Annotated in this window: 14 protein-coding genes; 4 read left to right on the forward strand and 10 right to left on the reverse strand. The window is 61.9% G+C overall.

The window, feature by feature from the left end:
- Window positions 1-30: 30 nt before the first annotated feature.
- The gene (locus M1E12_RS16810; RefSeq protein ID WP_479562641.1) at window positions 31-1,296 is read right to left on the reverse strand and encodes a glycerate kinase type-2 family protein; all 1,266 of its coding nucleotides are present in this window, start codon (window positions 1,294-1,296) and stop codon (window positions 31-33) included.
- Between the two features lie 28 nt (window positions 1,297-1,324).
- Complete coding sequence (locus tag M1E12_RS16815; protein ID WP_479562642.1) at window positions 1,325-1,948, reverse strand: TetR/AcrR family transcriptional regulator; 624 nt, start codon at window positions 1,946-1,948, stop codon at window positions 1,325-1,327.
- A gap of 128 nt (window positions 1,949-2,076) precedes the next feature.
- Here M1E12_RS16815 and M1E12_RS16820 point away from each other — a divergent pair, with 128 nt between their 5' ends.
- Window positions 2,077-4,113 carry an oxidoreductase gene (locus tag M1E12_RS16820; protein ID WP_479562643.1) on the forward strand — a complete coding sequence of 679 codons (2,037 nt, stop codon included), beginning with the start codon at window positions 2,077-2,079 and terminating at the stop codon, window positions 4,111-4,113.
- A gap of 118 nt (window positions 4,114-4,231) precedes the next feature.
- Here the strand turns inward: M1E12_RS16820 and M1E12_RS16825 are convergent, their stop codons facing one another.
- Window positions 4,232-5,311, reverse strand: coding sequence for an FAD-binding oxidoreductase (locus M1E12_RS16825; protein ID WP_479562644.1), 1,080 nt, complete (start codon window positions 5,309-5,311; stop codon window positions 4,232-4,234).
- A complete protein-coding gene (locus M1E12_RS16830; protein ID WP_479562645.1) occupies window positions 5,301-6,554 on the reverse strand; it encodes an aromatic ring-hydroxylating oxygenase subunit alpha in 1,254 nt (417 codons plus the stop codon). The genes M1E12_RS16825 and M1E12_RS16830 overlap by 11 nt, the downstream gene beginning before the upstream one ends.
- Window positions 6,555-6,672: 118 nt before the next feature.
- Between M1E12_RS16830 and M1E12_RS16835 the strand changes: the two genes are divergently transcribed.
- Window positions 6,673-7,578 (forward strand): LysR substrate-binding domain-containing protein, encoded by a 906-nt coding sequence (locus M1E12_RS16835; protein ID WP_479562646.1) that lies wholly within the window; start codon window positions 6,673-6,675, stop codon window positions 7,576-7,578.
- Between the two features lie 58 nt (window positions 7,579-7,636).
- On the opposite strand, the gene M1E12_RS16840 is transcribed toward M1E12_RS16835, so the two are convergent.
- Both M1E12_RS16840 and M1E12_RS16845 read right to left on the reverse strand, forming a co-directional pair.
- A complete protein-coding gene (locus M1E12_RS16840) occupies window positions 7,637-8,140 on the reverse strand; it encodes an MgtC/SapB family protein (RefSeq protein WP_479562647.1) in 504 nt (167 codons plus the stop codon).
- 84 nt (window positions 8,141-8,224) lie between these two features.
- Window positions 8,225-9,688, reverse strand: a complete 1,464-nt coding sequence (locus M1E12_RS16845; protein WP_479562648.1) for an alanine/glycine:cation symporter family protein — start codon at window positions 9,686-9,688, stop codon at window positions 8,225-8,227.
- Window positions 9,689-10,019: 331 nt separating this feature from the next.
- On the opposite strand from M1E12_RS16845, the gene M1E12_RS16850 reads away from it, so the two are divergent.
- Window positions 10,020-10,229 carry a hypothetical protein gene (locus M1E12_RS16850; RefSeq protein WP_479562649.1) on the forward strand — a complete coding sequence of 70 codons (210 nt, stop codon included), beginning with the start codon at window positions 10,020-10,022 and terminating at the stop codon, window positions 10,227-10,229.
- Window positions 10,230-10,274: 45 nt separating this feature from the next.
- Here the strand turns inward: M1E12_RS16850 and M1E12_RS16855 are convergent, their stop codons facing one another.
- From M1E12_RS16855 to M1E12_RS16870, 4 genes are all read right to left on the reverse strand, one after another.
- The gene (locus M1E12_RS16855; RefSeq protein ID WP_479562650.1) at window positions 10,275-10,601 is read right to left on the reverse strand and encodes a helix-turn-helix domain-containing protein; all 327 of its coding nucleotides are present in this window, start codon (window positions 10,599-10,601) and stop codon (window positions 10,275-10,277) included.
- 87 nt (window positions 10,602-10,688) lie between these two features.
- The gene (locus M1E12_RS16860; protein WP_479562651.1) at window positions 10,689-10,835 is read right to left on the reverse strand and encodes a hypothetical protein; all 147 of its coding nucleotides are present in this window, start codon (window positions 10,833-10,835) and stop codon (window positions 10,689-10,691) included.
- 80 nt (window positions 10,836-10,915) lie between these two features.
- Complete coding sequence (locus tag M1E12_RS16865) at window positions 10,916-11,947, reverse strand: Gfo/Idh/MocA family protein (RefSeq protein ID WP_479562652.1); 1,032 nt, start codon at window positions 11,945-11,947, stop codon at window positions 10,916-10,918.
- On the reverse strand, window positions 11,944-12,933 hold the full coding sequence (locus M1E12_RS16870) for an MDR/zinc-dependent alcohol dehydrogenase-like family protein (protein ID WP_479562653.1): 990 nt from the start codon (window positions 12,931-12,933) through the stop codon (window positions 11,944-11,946). Before M1E12_RS16870 ends, M1E12_RS16865 begins: the two co-directional genes overlap by 4 nt.
- Here M1E12_RS16870 and M1E12_RS16875 point away from each other — a divergent pair.
- The gene (locus M1E12_RS16875; RefSeq protein WP_310243299.1) at window positions 12,932-13,204 is read left to right on the forward strand and encodes a hypothetical protein; all 273 of its coding nucleotides are present in this window, start codon (window positions 12,932-12,934) and stop codon (window positions 13,202-13,204) included. The genes M1E12_RS16870 and M1E12_RS16875 overlap by 2 nt on opposite strands.
- Window positions 13,205-13,219 lie beyond the last annotated feature (15 nt).

Here is a 13,219-nt window from a genome sequence, read left to right on the forward strand (position 1 = left end):
TTGCACTGATGCAGCTGGCTTACTGGTCGGTCATGCCGTGCCCTGGATCAGGATCGCGCGGAAGTCGTTGACATTGGTGAGGGTCGGCCCTGTCACCACCTGGGCATCGATCTCAGCAAAGAAGGAATGCGCATCGTTCCGCTGGAGCGCATCTTGCGAGTCGATCCCTCTTGCCGCTGCTTTTTCCAGCGTATCAGGCCCGATCACGGCACCAGCAACCTCTGCGGCCCCGTCCACGCCGTCCGTATCACAAGCGAGCGCATGGATACCCTTGGCGCCACCGAGCGCGATGGCAAGCGCCAGGCAGAACTCGGCATTCGGCCCGCCGACGCCATCTCCCCGGCGCGTGACCGTCAGCTCGCCGCCGGACAGGAGCAGGATGGGCGGATCACCAGCTTTCATGGAGCCTTGTAGGGCAATGGCCTCGCGGGCCTGCGCTGCCGCGACAGTCCGCGCCTCGCCCTCCGACGCATCCCCAAGCAGGCGCACGTCGCAACCTTCAATCCTGGCCAAAGCCGCCGCAGCCTCGAGCGATTGGCGAGGTGCTGCGTAAATCACATTCTTCGTGCGCGAAAGGCGCGGATCGTCAGGTGCGATAACGCCTGAGCCTTTCGTGAGCGCGTCTTTCACGGAGGCGGGAACCTCGACCTGCCATTGCTCGATCACCTCCAGCGCGTCTGCCGGCGTGGATGGATCACCGACGGTCGGGCCTGAACCGATAAAGGCTGGGTCATCCCCCGGCACATCGGAAATGATCAATGCCAGCAGGTCCGCCGGCCAGGCAGCGGCCGCCAACTGGCCACCCTTGACCCGGCTTAAGTGCTTGCGCACCGTGTTCATGCGGTCGATCGGGGCGCCCGACGCCAAAAGTACCTGATTGACCGCCTGCTTCTCCGCCAGCGACACCCCGGGCACCGGTTGCACGAGCAGGGCCGACGCGCCGCCCGAAATCAGCGCCAGAACGAAATCCCCCTCTTGAGCGCTGTCGACGAGAGACAGCATCCGTGCCGTCGCCTCCAGCCCCACGGCATCCGGCACCGGATGAGCCGCCTCGACGATCTCGATGCCCTGGCAAGGTCTTGCATAGCCGTAGCGGGTGATGACGAGGCCCTCGCAGGGGCCCCAGGCCGCCTCGACGGCTTCCGCCATGCGGGCACTGGCCTTGCCGGCACCGACGACAATGATCCGGCCCTTTGGCTTCTCCGGCAGAAAATCCTTGAGTGACCGCATCGGATCGGCCACCTCGACGGCACGGTCGAAGAGTTGTCGTAGAAACGGTTCGGCTTGCTCGATCATACCCTGTCCCTTGCCGGCCCGATCCTGGTCAGCCCGCTTTGTGCCGCGCCAGGAAACGGTCCATTTCCCGCGGCTCGGGTGCTGTGCCCGTGAAGATCGCCACATATTCCGGAATGCGCTTCAGTCGCAGTTCGAGGTCTTCCTCGGTCTGCATGGAGATATAGCCGATCTGCACGAGATAAAGCGTCCGGGCTCTGACATCCGCAGCGACAGGCTCATGACCAAATCGTTCGAACATGCGCCCGAGCGCTGCAAGGCGTGCATTGTCGGCGGCCTGCACCTCGTTGAGGATCTCTTCCGATTGCAGCGCCCAGCTCCGGATGGCGAATTCGAATTTGGCGTCGAAGAGGTCCCTGTCGAGCCAGCAATCAAACACGTTGAGCGTCGCTTCCGCGATGCTTTCCGCATAGGCTTCCGCCTGTCGGATCAGATTGCCGGTGTTCTTGTCCCGCCACCGCGCGATCAATGCCGCCAGCAATTCCTCGCGATCCTTGAAGAACCAGTAGAAGCTGGTCCGCGAAAGCTTCAGCCGTTTGGCGAGCGGCAGAATCTTGACCGCATCCACCCCGCCTTCGAGCAAAGCGTCATAGGCAGCCTCGAGCCACCCGTCGATTGAACCACGCCATCCAGTGTCGCTCGCGATCTCGTCCATCTGCCTGTCCTAAAGCAGCACGCGGAACGACGCAACGCTGCAGCCGGCGAATTGTACATGGCCGTACGTGAAATTGACATAGGTGTACATTTCGGCTTAGCATGCGGCATCCTCGAACGGAGCGCGCCATGTCCAACGACCCCCTCCTGCAACCCTTCCAGCTGAAGCACCTCACGCTGAGGAACCGCATCATCGTCACCTCGCACGAGCCGGCCTATCCGGAAGACGGCATGCCGAAGGAGCGTTACCGCGCCTACACCGTAGAGCGCGCGAAAGGCGGCGTGGCGCTCACCATGACGGCAGGCTCCGCGGCGGTCTCCAAGGACAGCCCGCCGGTGTTCAACAACCTGCTGGCCTACAAGGACGAGATCGTTCCCTGGGTGCGCGAGATGACCGATGCCGTTCACGAGGCCGGCGCTGCCATCATGATCCAGCTCACGCATCTTGGCCGACGGACCCGCTGGGACAAGGGGGACTGGCTGCCGGTCGTCGCCCCCTCCCATCTTCGCGAGCCGGCGCACCGCGCCTATCCGAAGAAGATCGAGGACTGGGATATCGAACGCATCATCAAGGACTTCGCCGACGCGGCCGAGCGAATGAAGGCTGGCGGCATGGACGGTGTCGAACTCGAAGCCTATGGCCATCTGATCGACCAATTCGCGTCACCGCTGACCAACGAGCTCGACGGCCCCTATGGCGGCTCCCTGGAAAACCGCATGAAGTTCTGCTTCGACGTCTTCTCGGCGATCCGAAAACGGGTAGGCGAGGATTTCATTCTGGGCGTGCGCTACACCGCCGACGAACAGCTGAAGGGCGGCACGAGCAAGGCGGAGGGGCTGGAGATTTCCCGCCTGCTGCGCGACAGCGGCCTGATCGATTACCTCAATGTCGTGCGCGGCCATATCGACACCGACCCCGGACTGACAGACCTTATCCCCATTCAGGGCATGGCCAACTCCCCGCATCTCGATTTTGCCGGCGAAATCCGCGCCGCGACCAATTTCCCGACCTTCCACGCGGCCAAGATCCCCGACGTCGCGACCGCACGTCATGCGATTGCCGCCGGCAAGGTGGACATGGTCGGGATGACCCGCGCGCACATGACCGACCCCCACATCGTCCGCAAGATCATGGAGAAGCGCGAGGAAGACATCCGCCCCTGTGTCGGCGCCAACTACTGTCTCGACCGCATCTATCAGGGCGGCGCGGCCTACTGCATTCACAACGCGGCAACCGGACGTGAGCTGTCCCTGCCGCACGAGATCCCGAAGGCAGAAAGCCGCCGCAAGATCGTGGTTGTCGGCACCGGCCCCGGCGGCATGGAAGCCGCGCGTGTCGCGGCCGAGCGCGGTCACGAGGTCGTCGTGTTCGAAGCGGCCGACAAACCCGGCGGCCAGATACGCCTGACGGCCCAGAGCCCACGCCGGCGCGAGATGATCAGCATCATCGACTGGCGCATGACGCAATGTGAAAAGCTGGGCGTCACCTTTCACTTCAACACCTGGGCGGATGCTGACACCGTGCTGGCAGAGCAGCCGGACGTCGTGGTGATCGCCACGGGCGGCATGGCGCATACGGAGGTGCTGGAGGAAGGAAACGAGCTGGTGGTCTCGGCTTGGGACATCATCTCTGGCGACGTGAAGCCCGGCACCAATGTGCTCATCTTCGACGATGCCGGCGATCATTCGGGTCTTCAGGCCGCCGAGATCATCGCCGCGACCGGCGCCAAGGTCGAGATCATGACACCGGATCGCTCCTTCGCGCCCGAAGTCATGGCCATGAACCTCGTCCCCTACATGCGCTCGCTGCAACACAAGGACGTCACCTTCACCGTGACCTTCCGCCTGCAGTCTCTGATGCGCGACGGCAATCGCCTGGCGGCCCGGGTCGGCAGCGACTATGGCGGCGTCGACCAAACCCGCTTCGTCGATCAGGTCGTCGTCAACAACGGCACCCTTCCGCTCGACGACCTCTATTTCGAACTGAAGGCGCTCTCCTCTAACGGCGGTGAAGTCTCCTACGACGATCTCATTGCCGGCAATCCGCAGCGCGTGGTTCGTAACCCTGAAGGCACATTCCAGCTGTTCCGGATCGGCGATGCAGTCGCCGCCCGCAACACCCATGCAGCCATCCATGACGCCCTGCGGCTGGTGAAAGATCTCTAGCCGCCCAAGCCGAAACCAGCCATCGGCAAGGCAGCCGGTGGACGAAAAAGAACGCCCGCGGAAAGCGGGCGTCGAGGTAGGCACGATGCGGGATCGATCGTGGTCCGGGAGAATGCACTTATCGATCAATGACGAGATCGGTCAGGGGCCTGGAACAGCAGGGCAGGAAAAAGCCGGCATCGATCTCGCGCTGGCGGATCCCGCCTTCGTGCTTCATGTCGACGAGACCACTGACGAGCTTCGACTTGCACGTGCCGCAAATGCCGTTGGCGCAGGATGAGGGGATGCGGACACCCATTTTCTTCGCGCAGGACAGCACAGTCTGCCCGGCATCGACATCGAGCACTTTAGCCTGCTTCAGAAACTGTACCTTGTAGCTGACTGCAGCCGCCGGCACCTCCGCGACGACTGCCGGATTATCGACGACGGATGCGTCGAAGCTCTCCTCCAGATACCGATCCGCGCCGACGCCGAGGTCTGCGCAGATCGTTCGAGCCGTAGCCATGAACGGCGCGGGGCCGCAGCAGAGAACGTGTCGGGTGGCGATATCTGGCACCATCAAAGACAGCAATTCCCTGGAGATCCGGCCGCTCAGACCCGACCAGGCGGGATCGCCCGTCAGCACCTCCGGCAGGAAGACGAGCCTCAACCCCTTCATGCGGCGCGCCAGAACGGCAAGCTCCTCGCGAAACAGCAGATCGAGCGGCGTGCGGCCGGCATGCAGAAACACCACATCCACCGGCTCGGCTCTGTCTGCCATCTCCCGCACCATCGCCATCACAGGCGTGATCCCGGAACCGCCTGAAAGCATCAGGTACTTCTCGGCCTCCGGGCGAATGAACTTGCCCATCGGACCCGACGCCCGCAGATCCATGCCGGGTTTCAGATTGTCGTGCATCCAGTTCGACACCTTGCCGCCCGCCACCCGTTTGACGGTCACGGTAACGGCGTTCTGGCGCAGAGGGGATGAGGAGATGCTGTAACAGCGGCCATTCTCCTCATCATCGATCCCGGGCTCGAACAGGAAGTATTGTCCCGCCTTGAAGGCAATCCTCTTGCCCTGCGGCGATGCCAGCGTGAAGCTTTTGACATCATGGGTCTCGTCGTGGACATCGAGACAGACCAGTCTGTCGTCTGTTTCGGGATCCCACACGTCGCTGGCGACAGGGCGGGACATGGTTTCGCCGTCAGTAGCCATGGGAGCGCATCCGATCGATGTACCAGGTGGCGAAGTCGTCGAGGGCGCGCTCGCTGAACCGCGAATAGGGGCCCGGCTCATAGGCCGGATCGCTTACCCCGGCCTGCGACCGGGCCACCAGATCGGCATCCTGGTTGGTGGTTTCGATCCACACATGGGTGAGCTTGTGCAGGTCATAGTCGACACCCTCCACCGCGTCCTTGTGGACCAGCCACTTGGTCCGCACGAGTGTCTTGTCGGCAGAGAGCGGAATGACCATGGACGTGACGGCATGGTCGCCCATGAAGTGGTTCCAGCTGTTATGGCCCCACAGATGGGTGTCGCCCAGATCCTTGCGCGTCATCTTCCCGAGAAGTTTCGAAGACGCCGCCGTTGCATCCTCCGTCTGGGATTCGCCGGCGCCGGCAATGATCAGCCGCTGGGTGCGGAAATTGGTCTCGCAGTCCCGCACCTGCTCCACCGTGGCTGAGGGAAAACCGTCGGCTTCCCAGGCCTTGGTCCGTTCGGCATACATGGCAAAATGCGCCTCCGCCTGTTCCCGATCCTCCGCGCTCAGGCTCTCCGGATCGAAGCCGAAGTCCAGATCGACGAAGGAGACGCAGAGCTCGGGGTGATTGGCCGAGCAGTGGTAACACTCGCGATTGTTTTCCATCGTGAGCTTCCAGTTGCCCTCTTCGATGACATCGACCTGATGGGCGACCTTTGCATTTCGCAGATCGTAGGGCGCGAGCCGCTCGCGCATCACTTCGTCGAGGGTCTCGATATCCTTGGGTGCCTCGTCGGCCAGACAGATATAGATCAGCCCGCCGATCGACTTGAACTGGACCGGCTTCAGGCTGCGGCAGCTCTTGTCGAAATCCTTGCCCATATGCGGCGCATAGGAGAGCCCACCATCGAGCTCGTAGGTCCACTGATGATAGGGACAGACCAGCTTCGAGACGACGGTCGGGCCGGCATCCAGAATGCGGGCGCCGCGATGACGACAGACGTTTCGGACCACGCGGATCTCGTTCTCGTCGTCACGCAGAAGAATGACGCTGATTTTGCCGATATCGATCACAACGGCATCGCCTGCTTCGGGCACTTCGCATTCTAGGCCGACATAGATCCAGTGCCGCATGAAGAAGACGTCGAGATCGGCTTCGAAGACATCATCGCGCGTGTAGAGACCCGCGGGCAACGAATGGCCGTCAGCACGCGCGTCGAGAAGCGAGGAAATGGGGGAGGCGAACCGGTTGAGCATAACACACCCTTATCTGAGGATATGCCGATCATGGCAGAGAGTAAGGGGGCCTCAACTGCACAAATAGAGCAGCTTGACATTACCTGAAGTCATGCAAATCTGACCTTGGGAGATCCACATGAAGAGCTTGCGACGACAGCTTCCGCCAATGACCGCCCTGATGGCGTTCGAAGCCGCGGCACGCCTCTTGAGCTTCACCAGAGCGGCGGAGGAATTGGGGGTGACGCAGGCTGCGGTCAGCCGCCAGATCCATGCTCTGGAGGAAGACTTCGGCTTGCCTTTGTTCAACCGCCTGCATCGCAAGGTGACCTTGACTGCGCAGGGCCAGGCGCTCGCCGCAGCGACCAGCAACGCCTTCGGCTTGATCGCCGATGCCGCCTCGGATCTCCGCCAGGGGAGCAATGACGATCTGACGATCTCGGCCACAGTGGCCTTTTCGCATTTCTGGCTGTTGCCGCGGATCTCGGAGTTCTGCCGCCGGCATCCGGACACGACGCTGCGGATCGTCAGCCAGGATGCCATGCCGGCTCTCGATCAAGGCGACGTGGATGTTGCCATTCGCTTCGGCGAGGGCAACTGGCCGAATGTTCAGGCGGAAAAGCTGTTCGACGATCTCGTCTTCCCAGTCTGCAGTCCGGAATTCGCGCTGTCGCTCGATCCGGATCTGCCGCCCGAAGACCTGATCCGTAAGCCGCTCATTGCACACGAGGCCGATGATCCCATGTGGATCGGGTGGATTGAATGGCTCAGCCATTTCGGCATCACCACGACCGGCAGGCTGAAAGGCATGCGCTGTAGCTTCTACACCGAAGCCATCTACGCCACCCTGAACGGTCAGGGCATCACGCTTGGCTGGAACCGCCTCGTCGGTGACCTGATCGACCAGAACCGCCTGGTCCGACTGGGAGATGCCTCCCTGGTTCCGAAAGGCGGCTATTTCGTTCTCGTGCCCGCAAAGCGCAGACAGAGCCAGGCGTTGCAGCAGTTCATGACCTGGCTCTTCGAAAGCCATTCGGAGACGTGACACGGCGGCCACGCTGACAGACGAGCCGGTAGCACCAACTGTTTGGCAGCTGACGGGGCTACTTCAGCGGCTTTTCCGGTTCACGGACAGACTCCGACGCCTTCGGCAGGATGAAGGGAACGGCGGCCAGGATCAGATAGACGACAAAGGTGGAAAGAATGGCCGTCGCCTCGAGCCCGAGGCCAGCGATGACACCGATCGCGGCCGTCGCCCAGATATTGGCAGCGGTGGTGAGACCTTCGACCTGACGCTGCGCCGAGCGAACCAGAATGGCGCCGGCGCCGAGGAAACCGATCCCCTGGACAACGCCTTGCAGGACACGCGAGAGATCGCCGATCTCCATACCCGCCTGCTGGGGACCGATGACGAAAAGCGCGGCACCGACCGCCACCAGCATATGGGTTCGCACACCGGCACTTCGACCCTTGCGCTCGCGCTCATATCCCAGAATGCCGCCGAGCACCGCTGCGATCGCCACACGGACTGTCACGCGAACAATGGTCGACGCATCGGGCAAATCCGAAAATTCGCTGACAAGCGTCGCCCAGATTTCTTCTAACATGGTGCGTCCCTCATGCGCGTCAGAGCCGCACCGGTCCCGGCCGGGCGCTCACCGACGCGCTTCCGGCAGCCGTCATCCCGCCGCTTAAGCTTTGGCAAGTTCGCCATCCCCCGCGGCCGCGGCGTTGCGTGCATGAGGCCAGGCAGCATGATCGAGATCGAGCTCCGGAAATGCCGTCGGCTGGAAGACCGGCCGCGCCACGCCAGCCTTCAGCTGGGCACGGAAGTCGTCGAGAATGCGCAGCGCCACGGGGAACAGCATGATGATCGCCATCAGGTTGACCACCGCGAGCAGCCCCATCAGCGGATCTGAGAAGAAGAAGACCGCTGTCGCACCCGGCGCCGTGGCCCCGAGGAAGACTACGACGACGATGGCGAGACGCAGCGCATGCAGGGCGCCCACCTTCGACGTCATGACCTTGAGCGCGGTTTCGCCGAGATAGTAGTTGTAGATGATCGAGCTGAAGGCAAACAGGAGGATCGCGAAGGTCAGGAAGTACTGCGCCCAATTGCCGACCTGGCTAACCAGCGACTGCTGGGTCAGCACCACGCCATCCACGCCTTCCACGCCCGGCTGATAGACGGGGCTGAGCAGGATGATGAAGGCGGTACAGGAGCAGATGATGATCGTGTCGACGAAAACCGAGAATGACTGGGTGATACCCTGGCTGACCGGATGGCGAACATCGGCGGTCGCCGCGACATTGGGGGCAGAACCGAGACCTGCTTCGTTGGAAAAGAGACCGCGTCGCAGCCCCTGTGCGAGAGCAGCGCCGAAGCCACCGGCGACGGCCTCTTCCAGCCCGAAAGCATTCGCGATGATCGACCAGATCACGCCGGGCACGGCGGTGATGTTGGATGCAATCACCAGCAGCGCCAGACCGATATAGATGAAGGCCATGATCGGAATGATCACATCGGCGACCTTCGCGATGCGTCGAATGCCGCCATAGACGATGAAGCCTGTGATGATCGCAAGCAGGACACCGCTCCACAACCGGTCGACACCCAGACTGTCATTGACGGCGCCCGCAAACGTATTGCCTTGGAAGGCATTGAAGCCGAAGGCGAAGGCAAGCATTAGGCAGATGGCATAGACAATCGCCAACCACCGATATTTGGCGCCAAGGCCGTAGATGATGTAGCTGGCCGGTCCGCCCCTATAGGTGCCGTCGCCATTGGAACGCTTGTAGAGCTGCGCAAGCGTCGCCTCCACGAGACTGGTCGCCATGCCGATCAGCGCAACCGCCCACATCCAGAACACGGCACCCGGGCCACCCAGCGTGATCGCAACCGCAACACCGGCAATGTTACCACCACCAACACGACCGCCGACCGAGACGAGAAGCGCCTCACGGGCGCTGATCGCGTTCGGATCGCCACTCTGGTTCTTCGAAGACAGCACGCGGAACATGCGGGTGAAGTATTCGATCTGAACGAAGCCGCTCATCACGGTGATGAAGACACCGAAAACAACCAGAATGGGAATGAGTGCCCATCCCCAGGTCAGGTCCTCGATCAGCCCGAAAAAGCCGGTGATGAAATCCATAGGCTATGCCCCCACAAGTCAGTTACCCCGCCACGCGCCGTCTGGAGCGCCGCCTGCCGATCACGCGGCTCGGTAGACAATCTCCTCCGGCCGGATGGCACCAGAAGCAGTGTGAAAGTGCGAAAACGTGAATTGTTCCATCTCGAACTGCAGTGAGAGGATCAGAATAAGTCGCGACTTACGCACCAGCACCATCTTCACCTTCCTGTAAGCACGGTGATCTCGCCAACTTCTGCCGCTCCACAGACGGGAAAATAACCCTTGAAAAAACAGGGTTGGACAGAGCGACCTTTTTTGGGCTTATTGCTGGAAACCGTGTCAGGAGCGTGCCGTGCTGCATCATACCGACGACACCATTATTCAGATCGCATTGGACAGACTAGACGACAGCTCGGACGACGTGCGCAGGGTCGTGACCGATCTCGTGATGAGCGGCTTCAACGACGTCGACGAACTCGTCGAACTCGCCGGCATTGCCCGGGACAGCATCCTGTCCCTGCATCAGGACACTTCGGCCGCGACGGCAACCCATCCGGGTTGAGTCGCCCGCTCAGGCGGCTGCGATCGAAGGCAGCAAAAACTTAGATCACCCGCCTGCACCGAACGGCCCGTTCTTGGCCATTTCGGGATATTGCACAGTCTCTTGGCTATCCGTATCGACGGTGGTCGTAGAAGGTACTGAAAGCCGGATACCGACACTGCCGGCAGCGCTGGTCGCTCGCTCGTCGATGAAGCTGATCCCCGCATCTTCCAGAGCGGATCTGAGCGCAGTGAGGGCTGCCTCATCGCCATCGTTGCCGCCGGTTTCGATCGACTGCAATGCCTCCGCCGCCAGCTTTGCCCGTCGAGCAAGCTCCTCCTGCGTCAGGCCAAGCAGCACGCGAGCCGCAGCGATCTGTCGTCCGGTGATCATCGATATTTCTCCAGGTGATGAGAGCGATCAACAGCAACCCGCCGCTGAAAGTTCCATCGCCCCTTTGGGAGCCCCACCCCCCTAGCGCTATCCGATGAGCCAGACGAAGGCTCCGCCAACAACGATGAAGGCCAGAATAAAGCCGAGGATGCGCAGCATCCCGATATTGGAGCCGTCATTGCCGACGATCAGGGAAAACCAGTCGGCGCGCTCGGATGAATTGGGTGGGGTCATGATGATACTCCTTCGGTAAGGTCACTCACTCGCGCGCGCGACAAAGGGCCATTTGCGCGAGACATGTTCGGGCAGCAGCGCTAGCCCTGCCCCGCATAGATCCGATCAATCACTTCGGCACTTGCAATCAGCGCCTCGCAGGCTGGGTCATAGCCAGGCGCAACGGCCAGCTGCTTGGCCCAGGACATGGCCGCCAGACCGCCCCAGTCGTCCTGCACCCCGCCCAGGGCCTCGCGAGAGGTTCCTCTGAACCGTTCGGCAGCCAGATGATAGAAGGATCCATCTACATTGCTGAGCAGGGCGCCTCCCTGCGTGCCATAAAAAACTGCGTTGATGACGGCATCGCAGCCGGCCTGGAGTCGCCAGGAGCAGGCCAGTCGGACGACGGTCCCGCCGGCGAGGGTCAGGGTAACTGCCGCGAAGTCTTCAACCTGCTCGTCGCCCGCCTTCAAGGGAACGCCCGCCGACATGAGATGCGAGGACACGTGCTCGACCTCCGGAAAGTCGAGCGCCCACAGCGCGAGGTCCACGAGATGGATGGCAAGGTCCATCACACAGCCACCACCCGACAGGCTCCTGTCGTAGAACCAGGGTTTGTCCGGCCCATAGGCATTGTGGAAGGTCAGATCGACGGAAAAGACGCGTCCCAAGGCATCCGCCTTCAAGAGTGATCGGATCTCCTGCATCGGTTCGGCATAACGATACGAAAGATCGACGCCGAGCAGCCTGTCGTTTCTTCGGGCCGCCTCGACCACCGCCCTGACCTCATCCGCCGAGCGACCGAGAGGTTTTTGGCAGAACACCGCCACCCCAGCGTCGAGCGCTGCGATCGACTGACTGGCGTGAAAGGCACTCGGCGTTGCGATGACCAGTCCGTCGATATCTCGCGAAAGCAGATCGTCGAGGTCATGGCAGACAGCTGCCCCCGGCGCCGACTGAAGGGCGGCATCCACCGCCTCCTGCGAGGGGTCACTGATGGCCACGGCCTGGATGGCGCCGGTATCGAGCATGGCCTGCATCCGGTGGCGACCAATCCAGCCAAGGCCGAGAAAACCGATCCGCATCGGACGCGACGGTACAGATGTCTCCGTCAGGTAAAGAGTATCCGTCATGAGTTGATGACCAAGCCTTTCATGAAGGCGCCGGGCCTGTCACGGGTGGCATTCAGCGCTTGATCCAGCTGGGAAAGCGGATAGCGATGCGTAAACAGCGGCGACGGGTCGAGCCGGCCTTCGCTCACAGCGGCAACGGCCTCGCGGATGCCGTCGATATACACCTGCGGGTCCCGCTCATGCGCGTTGATCACGTCGAGCCCTCGCCAGTTCCACATCTGCATGTTCACCTGACGTGGCCCGTCCTGATGATAGCCCGCAACCAGCAGACGTCCGCGCTCCTTGGTCAGTTCGCCTGCGAGATCAAGCGGCCATTGCTTGCCGACAGCCTCGATTACGCAGTCGCACATCTTGCCCTCGGTCAGCGCCCGGACGTCTTCGATGATCTTCCAGTGATCCTCCATCGCTATCGTGTGCTCGGCACCCATGTCTATTGCCACGGCAAGCGATTCCGGACGGCGTGAAATCGCAATCACGTGAGCCCCGGCTTTGGCCGCCAGCTGGGTCAGAAGCGCCCCCAGAAACCCGATCCCGACGATCGCCACGGTCTGACCGGCTTCGATGGCAGAGCGACGGTAGATGTTCATCGCGCAGCCCAGGGGCTCACCCGGGAAAGGCATTCCGTCAAGCGAAGCCGGCAAAGGCACAACTCTGTCGACCGGTGCAAAGTCATGGCTGGCATAGGCGTTGTAGCTCAGCATCGCGACGCGTTGGCCAACCTCAATCGTATCGACCCCTTCGCCGAGAGCATCCACGCGTCCCCAGCCTTCGTGTCCGAGGCCGCCCGGCTCTGTAGGAAAGGTCATCCAGTCTGCCCCGGACCAGGGCCCGAGATTGGATGCGCACACGCCGCAGCCTTCGAGGCGCACCCGCACTTCGCCTGGCTCCGGCGATCGCAGCGGGGACTGGGTGGTGATGACTTCGCCGGCTGCGGGAATGACGGCCGAGACCAGTTCCTCCGCGACCTGCCGGTTCGCTCTGTCCATGTCTTTGCTCCTGACGATTGTTCCAAGTCAGGGGCTCCAACCGCATTTTCCCGGCATGGTTCCCGTAGAAGTGAAAGAAGAAGATGAAGCCGGTTGCCGAGGGTTCTTCGCCATGGCGCACGGCCATCTGCCAGGCATCCCACGGAAGGCAGCGAACCAGAGAAGAAGCCCCGCCTGTCGCTGCGACCATGATGTCATTGATGAAGTCATTGATGAAAAAGATGCCATAGAAGAAGGAACCATCGCACCGCGCTCCGGTTCGGCCCCCTGATACCACCAGGCTTTT

The sequence above is a fragment of the Rhizobium sp. K33 genome (assembly GCF_056501445.1).

What these genes read in the sequence shown, in the direction of transcription:
- M1E12_RS16865 (WP_479562652.1), bottom strand. Translation starts at nt 11,947, where the DNA reads ATGACGGATACTCTTTACCTGACGGAGACATCTGTACCGTCGCGTCCG.
- M1E12_RS16830 (WP_479562645.1), bottom strand. Translation starts at nt 6,554, where the DNA reads ATGCTCAACCGGTTCGCCTCCCCCATTTCCTCGCTTCTCGACGCGCGT.
- M1E12_RS16835 (WP_479562646.1), top strand. Translation starts at nt 6,673, where the DNA reads ATGAAGAGCTTGCGACGACAGCTTCCGCCAATGACCGCCCTGATGGCG.
- M1E12_RS16840 (WP_479562647.1), bottom strand. Translation starts at nt 8,140, where the DNA reads ATGTTAGAAGAAATCTGGGCGACGCTTGTCAGCGAATTTTCGGATTTG.
- M1E12_RS16845 (WP_479562648.1), bottom strand. Translation starts at nt 9,688, where the DNA reads ATGGATTTCATCACCGGCTTTTTCGGGCTGATCGAGGACCTGACCTGG.
- M1E12_RS16815 (WP_479562642.1), bottom strand. Translation starts at nt 1,948, where the DNA reads ATGGACGAGATCGCGAGCGACACTGGATGGCGTGGTTCAATCGACGGG.
- M1E12_RS16810 (WP_479562641.1), bottom strand. Translation starts at nt 1,296, where the DNA reads ATGATCGAGCAAGCCGAACCGTTTCTACGACAACTCTTCGACCGTGCC.
- M1E12_RS16870 (WP_479562653.1), bottom strand. Translation starts at nt 12,933, where the DNA reads ATGGACAGAGCGAACCGGCAGGTCGCGGAGGAACTGGTCTCGGCCGTC.
- M1E12_RS16825 (WP_479562644.1), bottom strand. Translation starts at nt 5,311, where the DNA reads ATGGCTACTGACGGCGAAACCATGTCCCGCCCTGTCGCCAGCGACGTG.
- M1E12_RS16860 (WP_479562651.1), bottom strand. Translation starts at nt 10,835, where the DNA reads ATGACCCCACCCAATTCATCCGAGCGCGCCGACTGGTTTTCCCTGATC.
- M1E12_RS16855 (WP_479562650.1), bottom strand. Translation starts at nt 10,601, where the DNA reads ATGATCACCGGACGACAGATCGCTGCGGCTCGCGTGCTGCTTGGCCTG.
- M1E12_RS16820 (WP_479562643.1), top strand. Translation starts at nt 2,077, where the DNA reads ATGTCCAACGACCCCCTCCTGCAACCCTTCCAGCTGAAGCACCTCACG.
- M1E12_RS16875 (WP_310243299.1), top strand. Translation starts at nt 12,932, where the DNA reads ATGTCTTTGCTCCTGACGATTGTTCCAAGTCAGGGGCTCCAACCGCAT.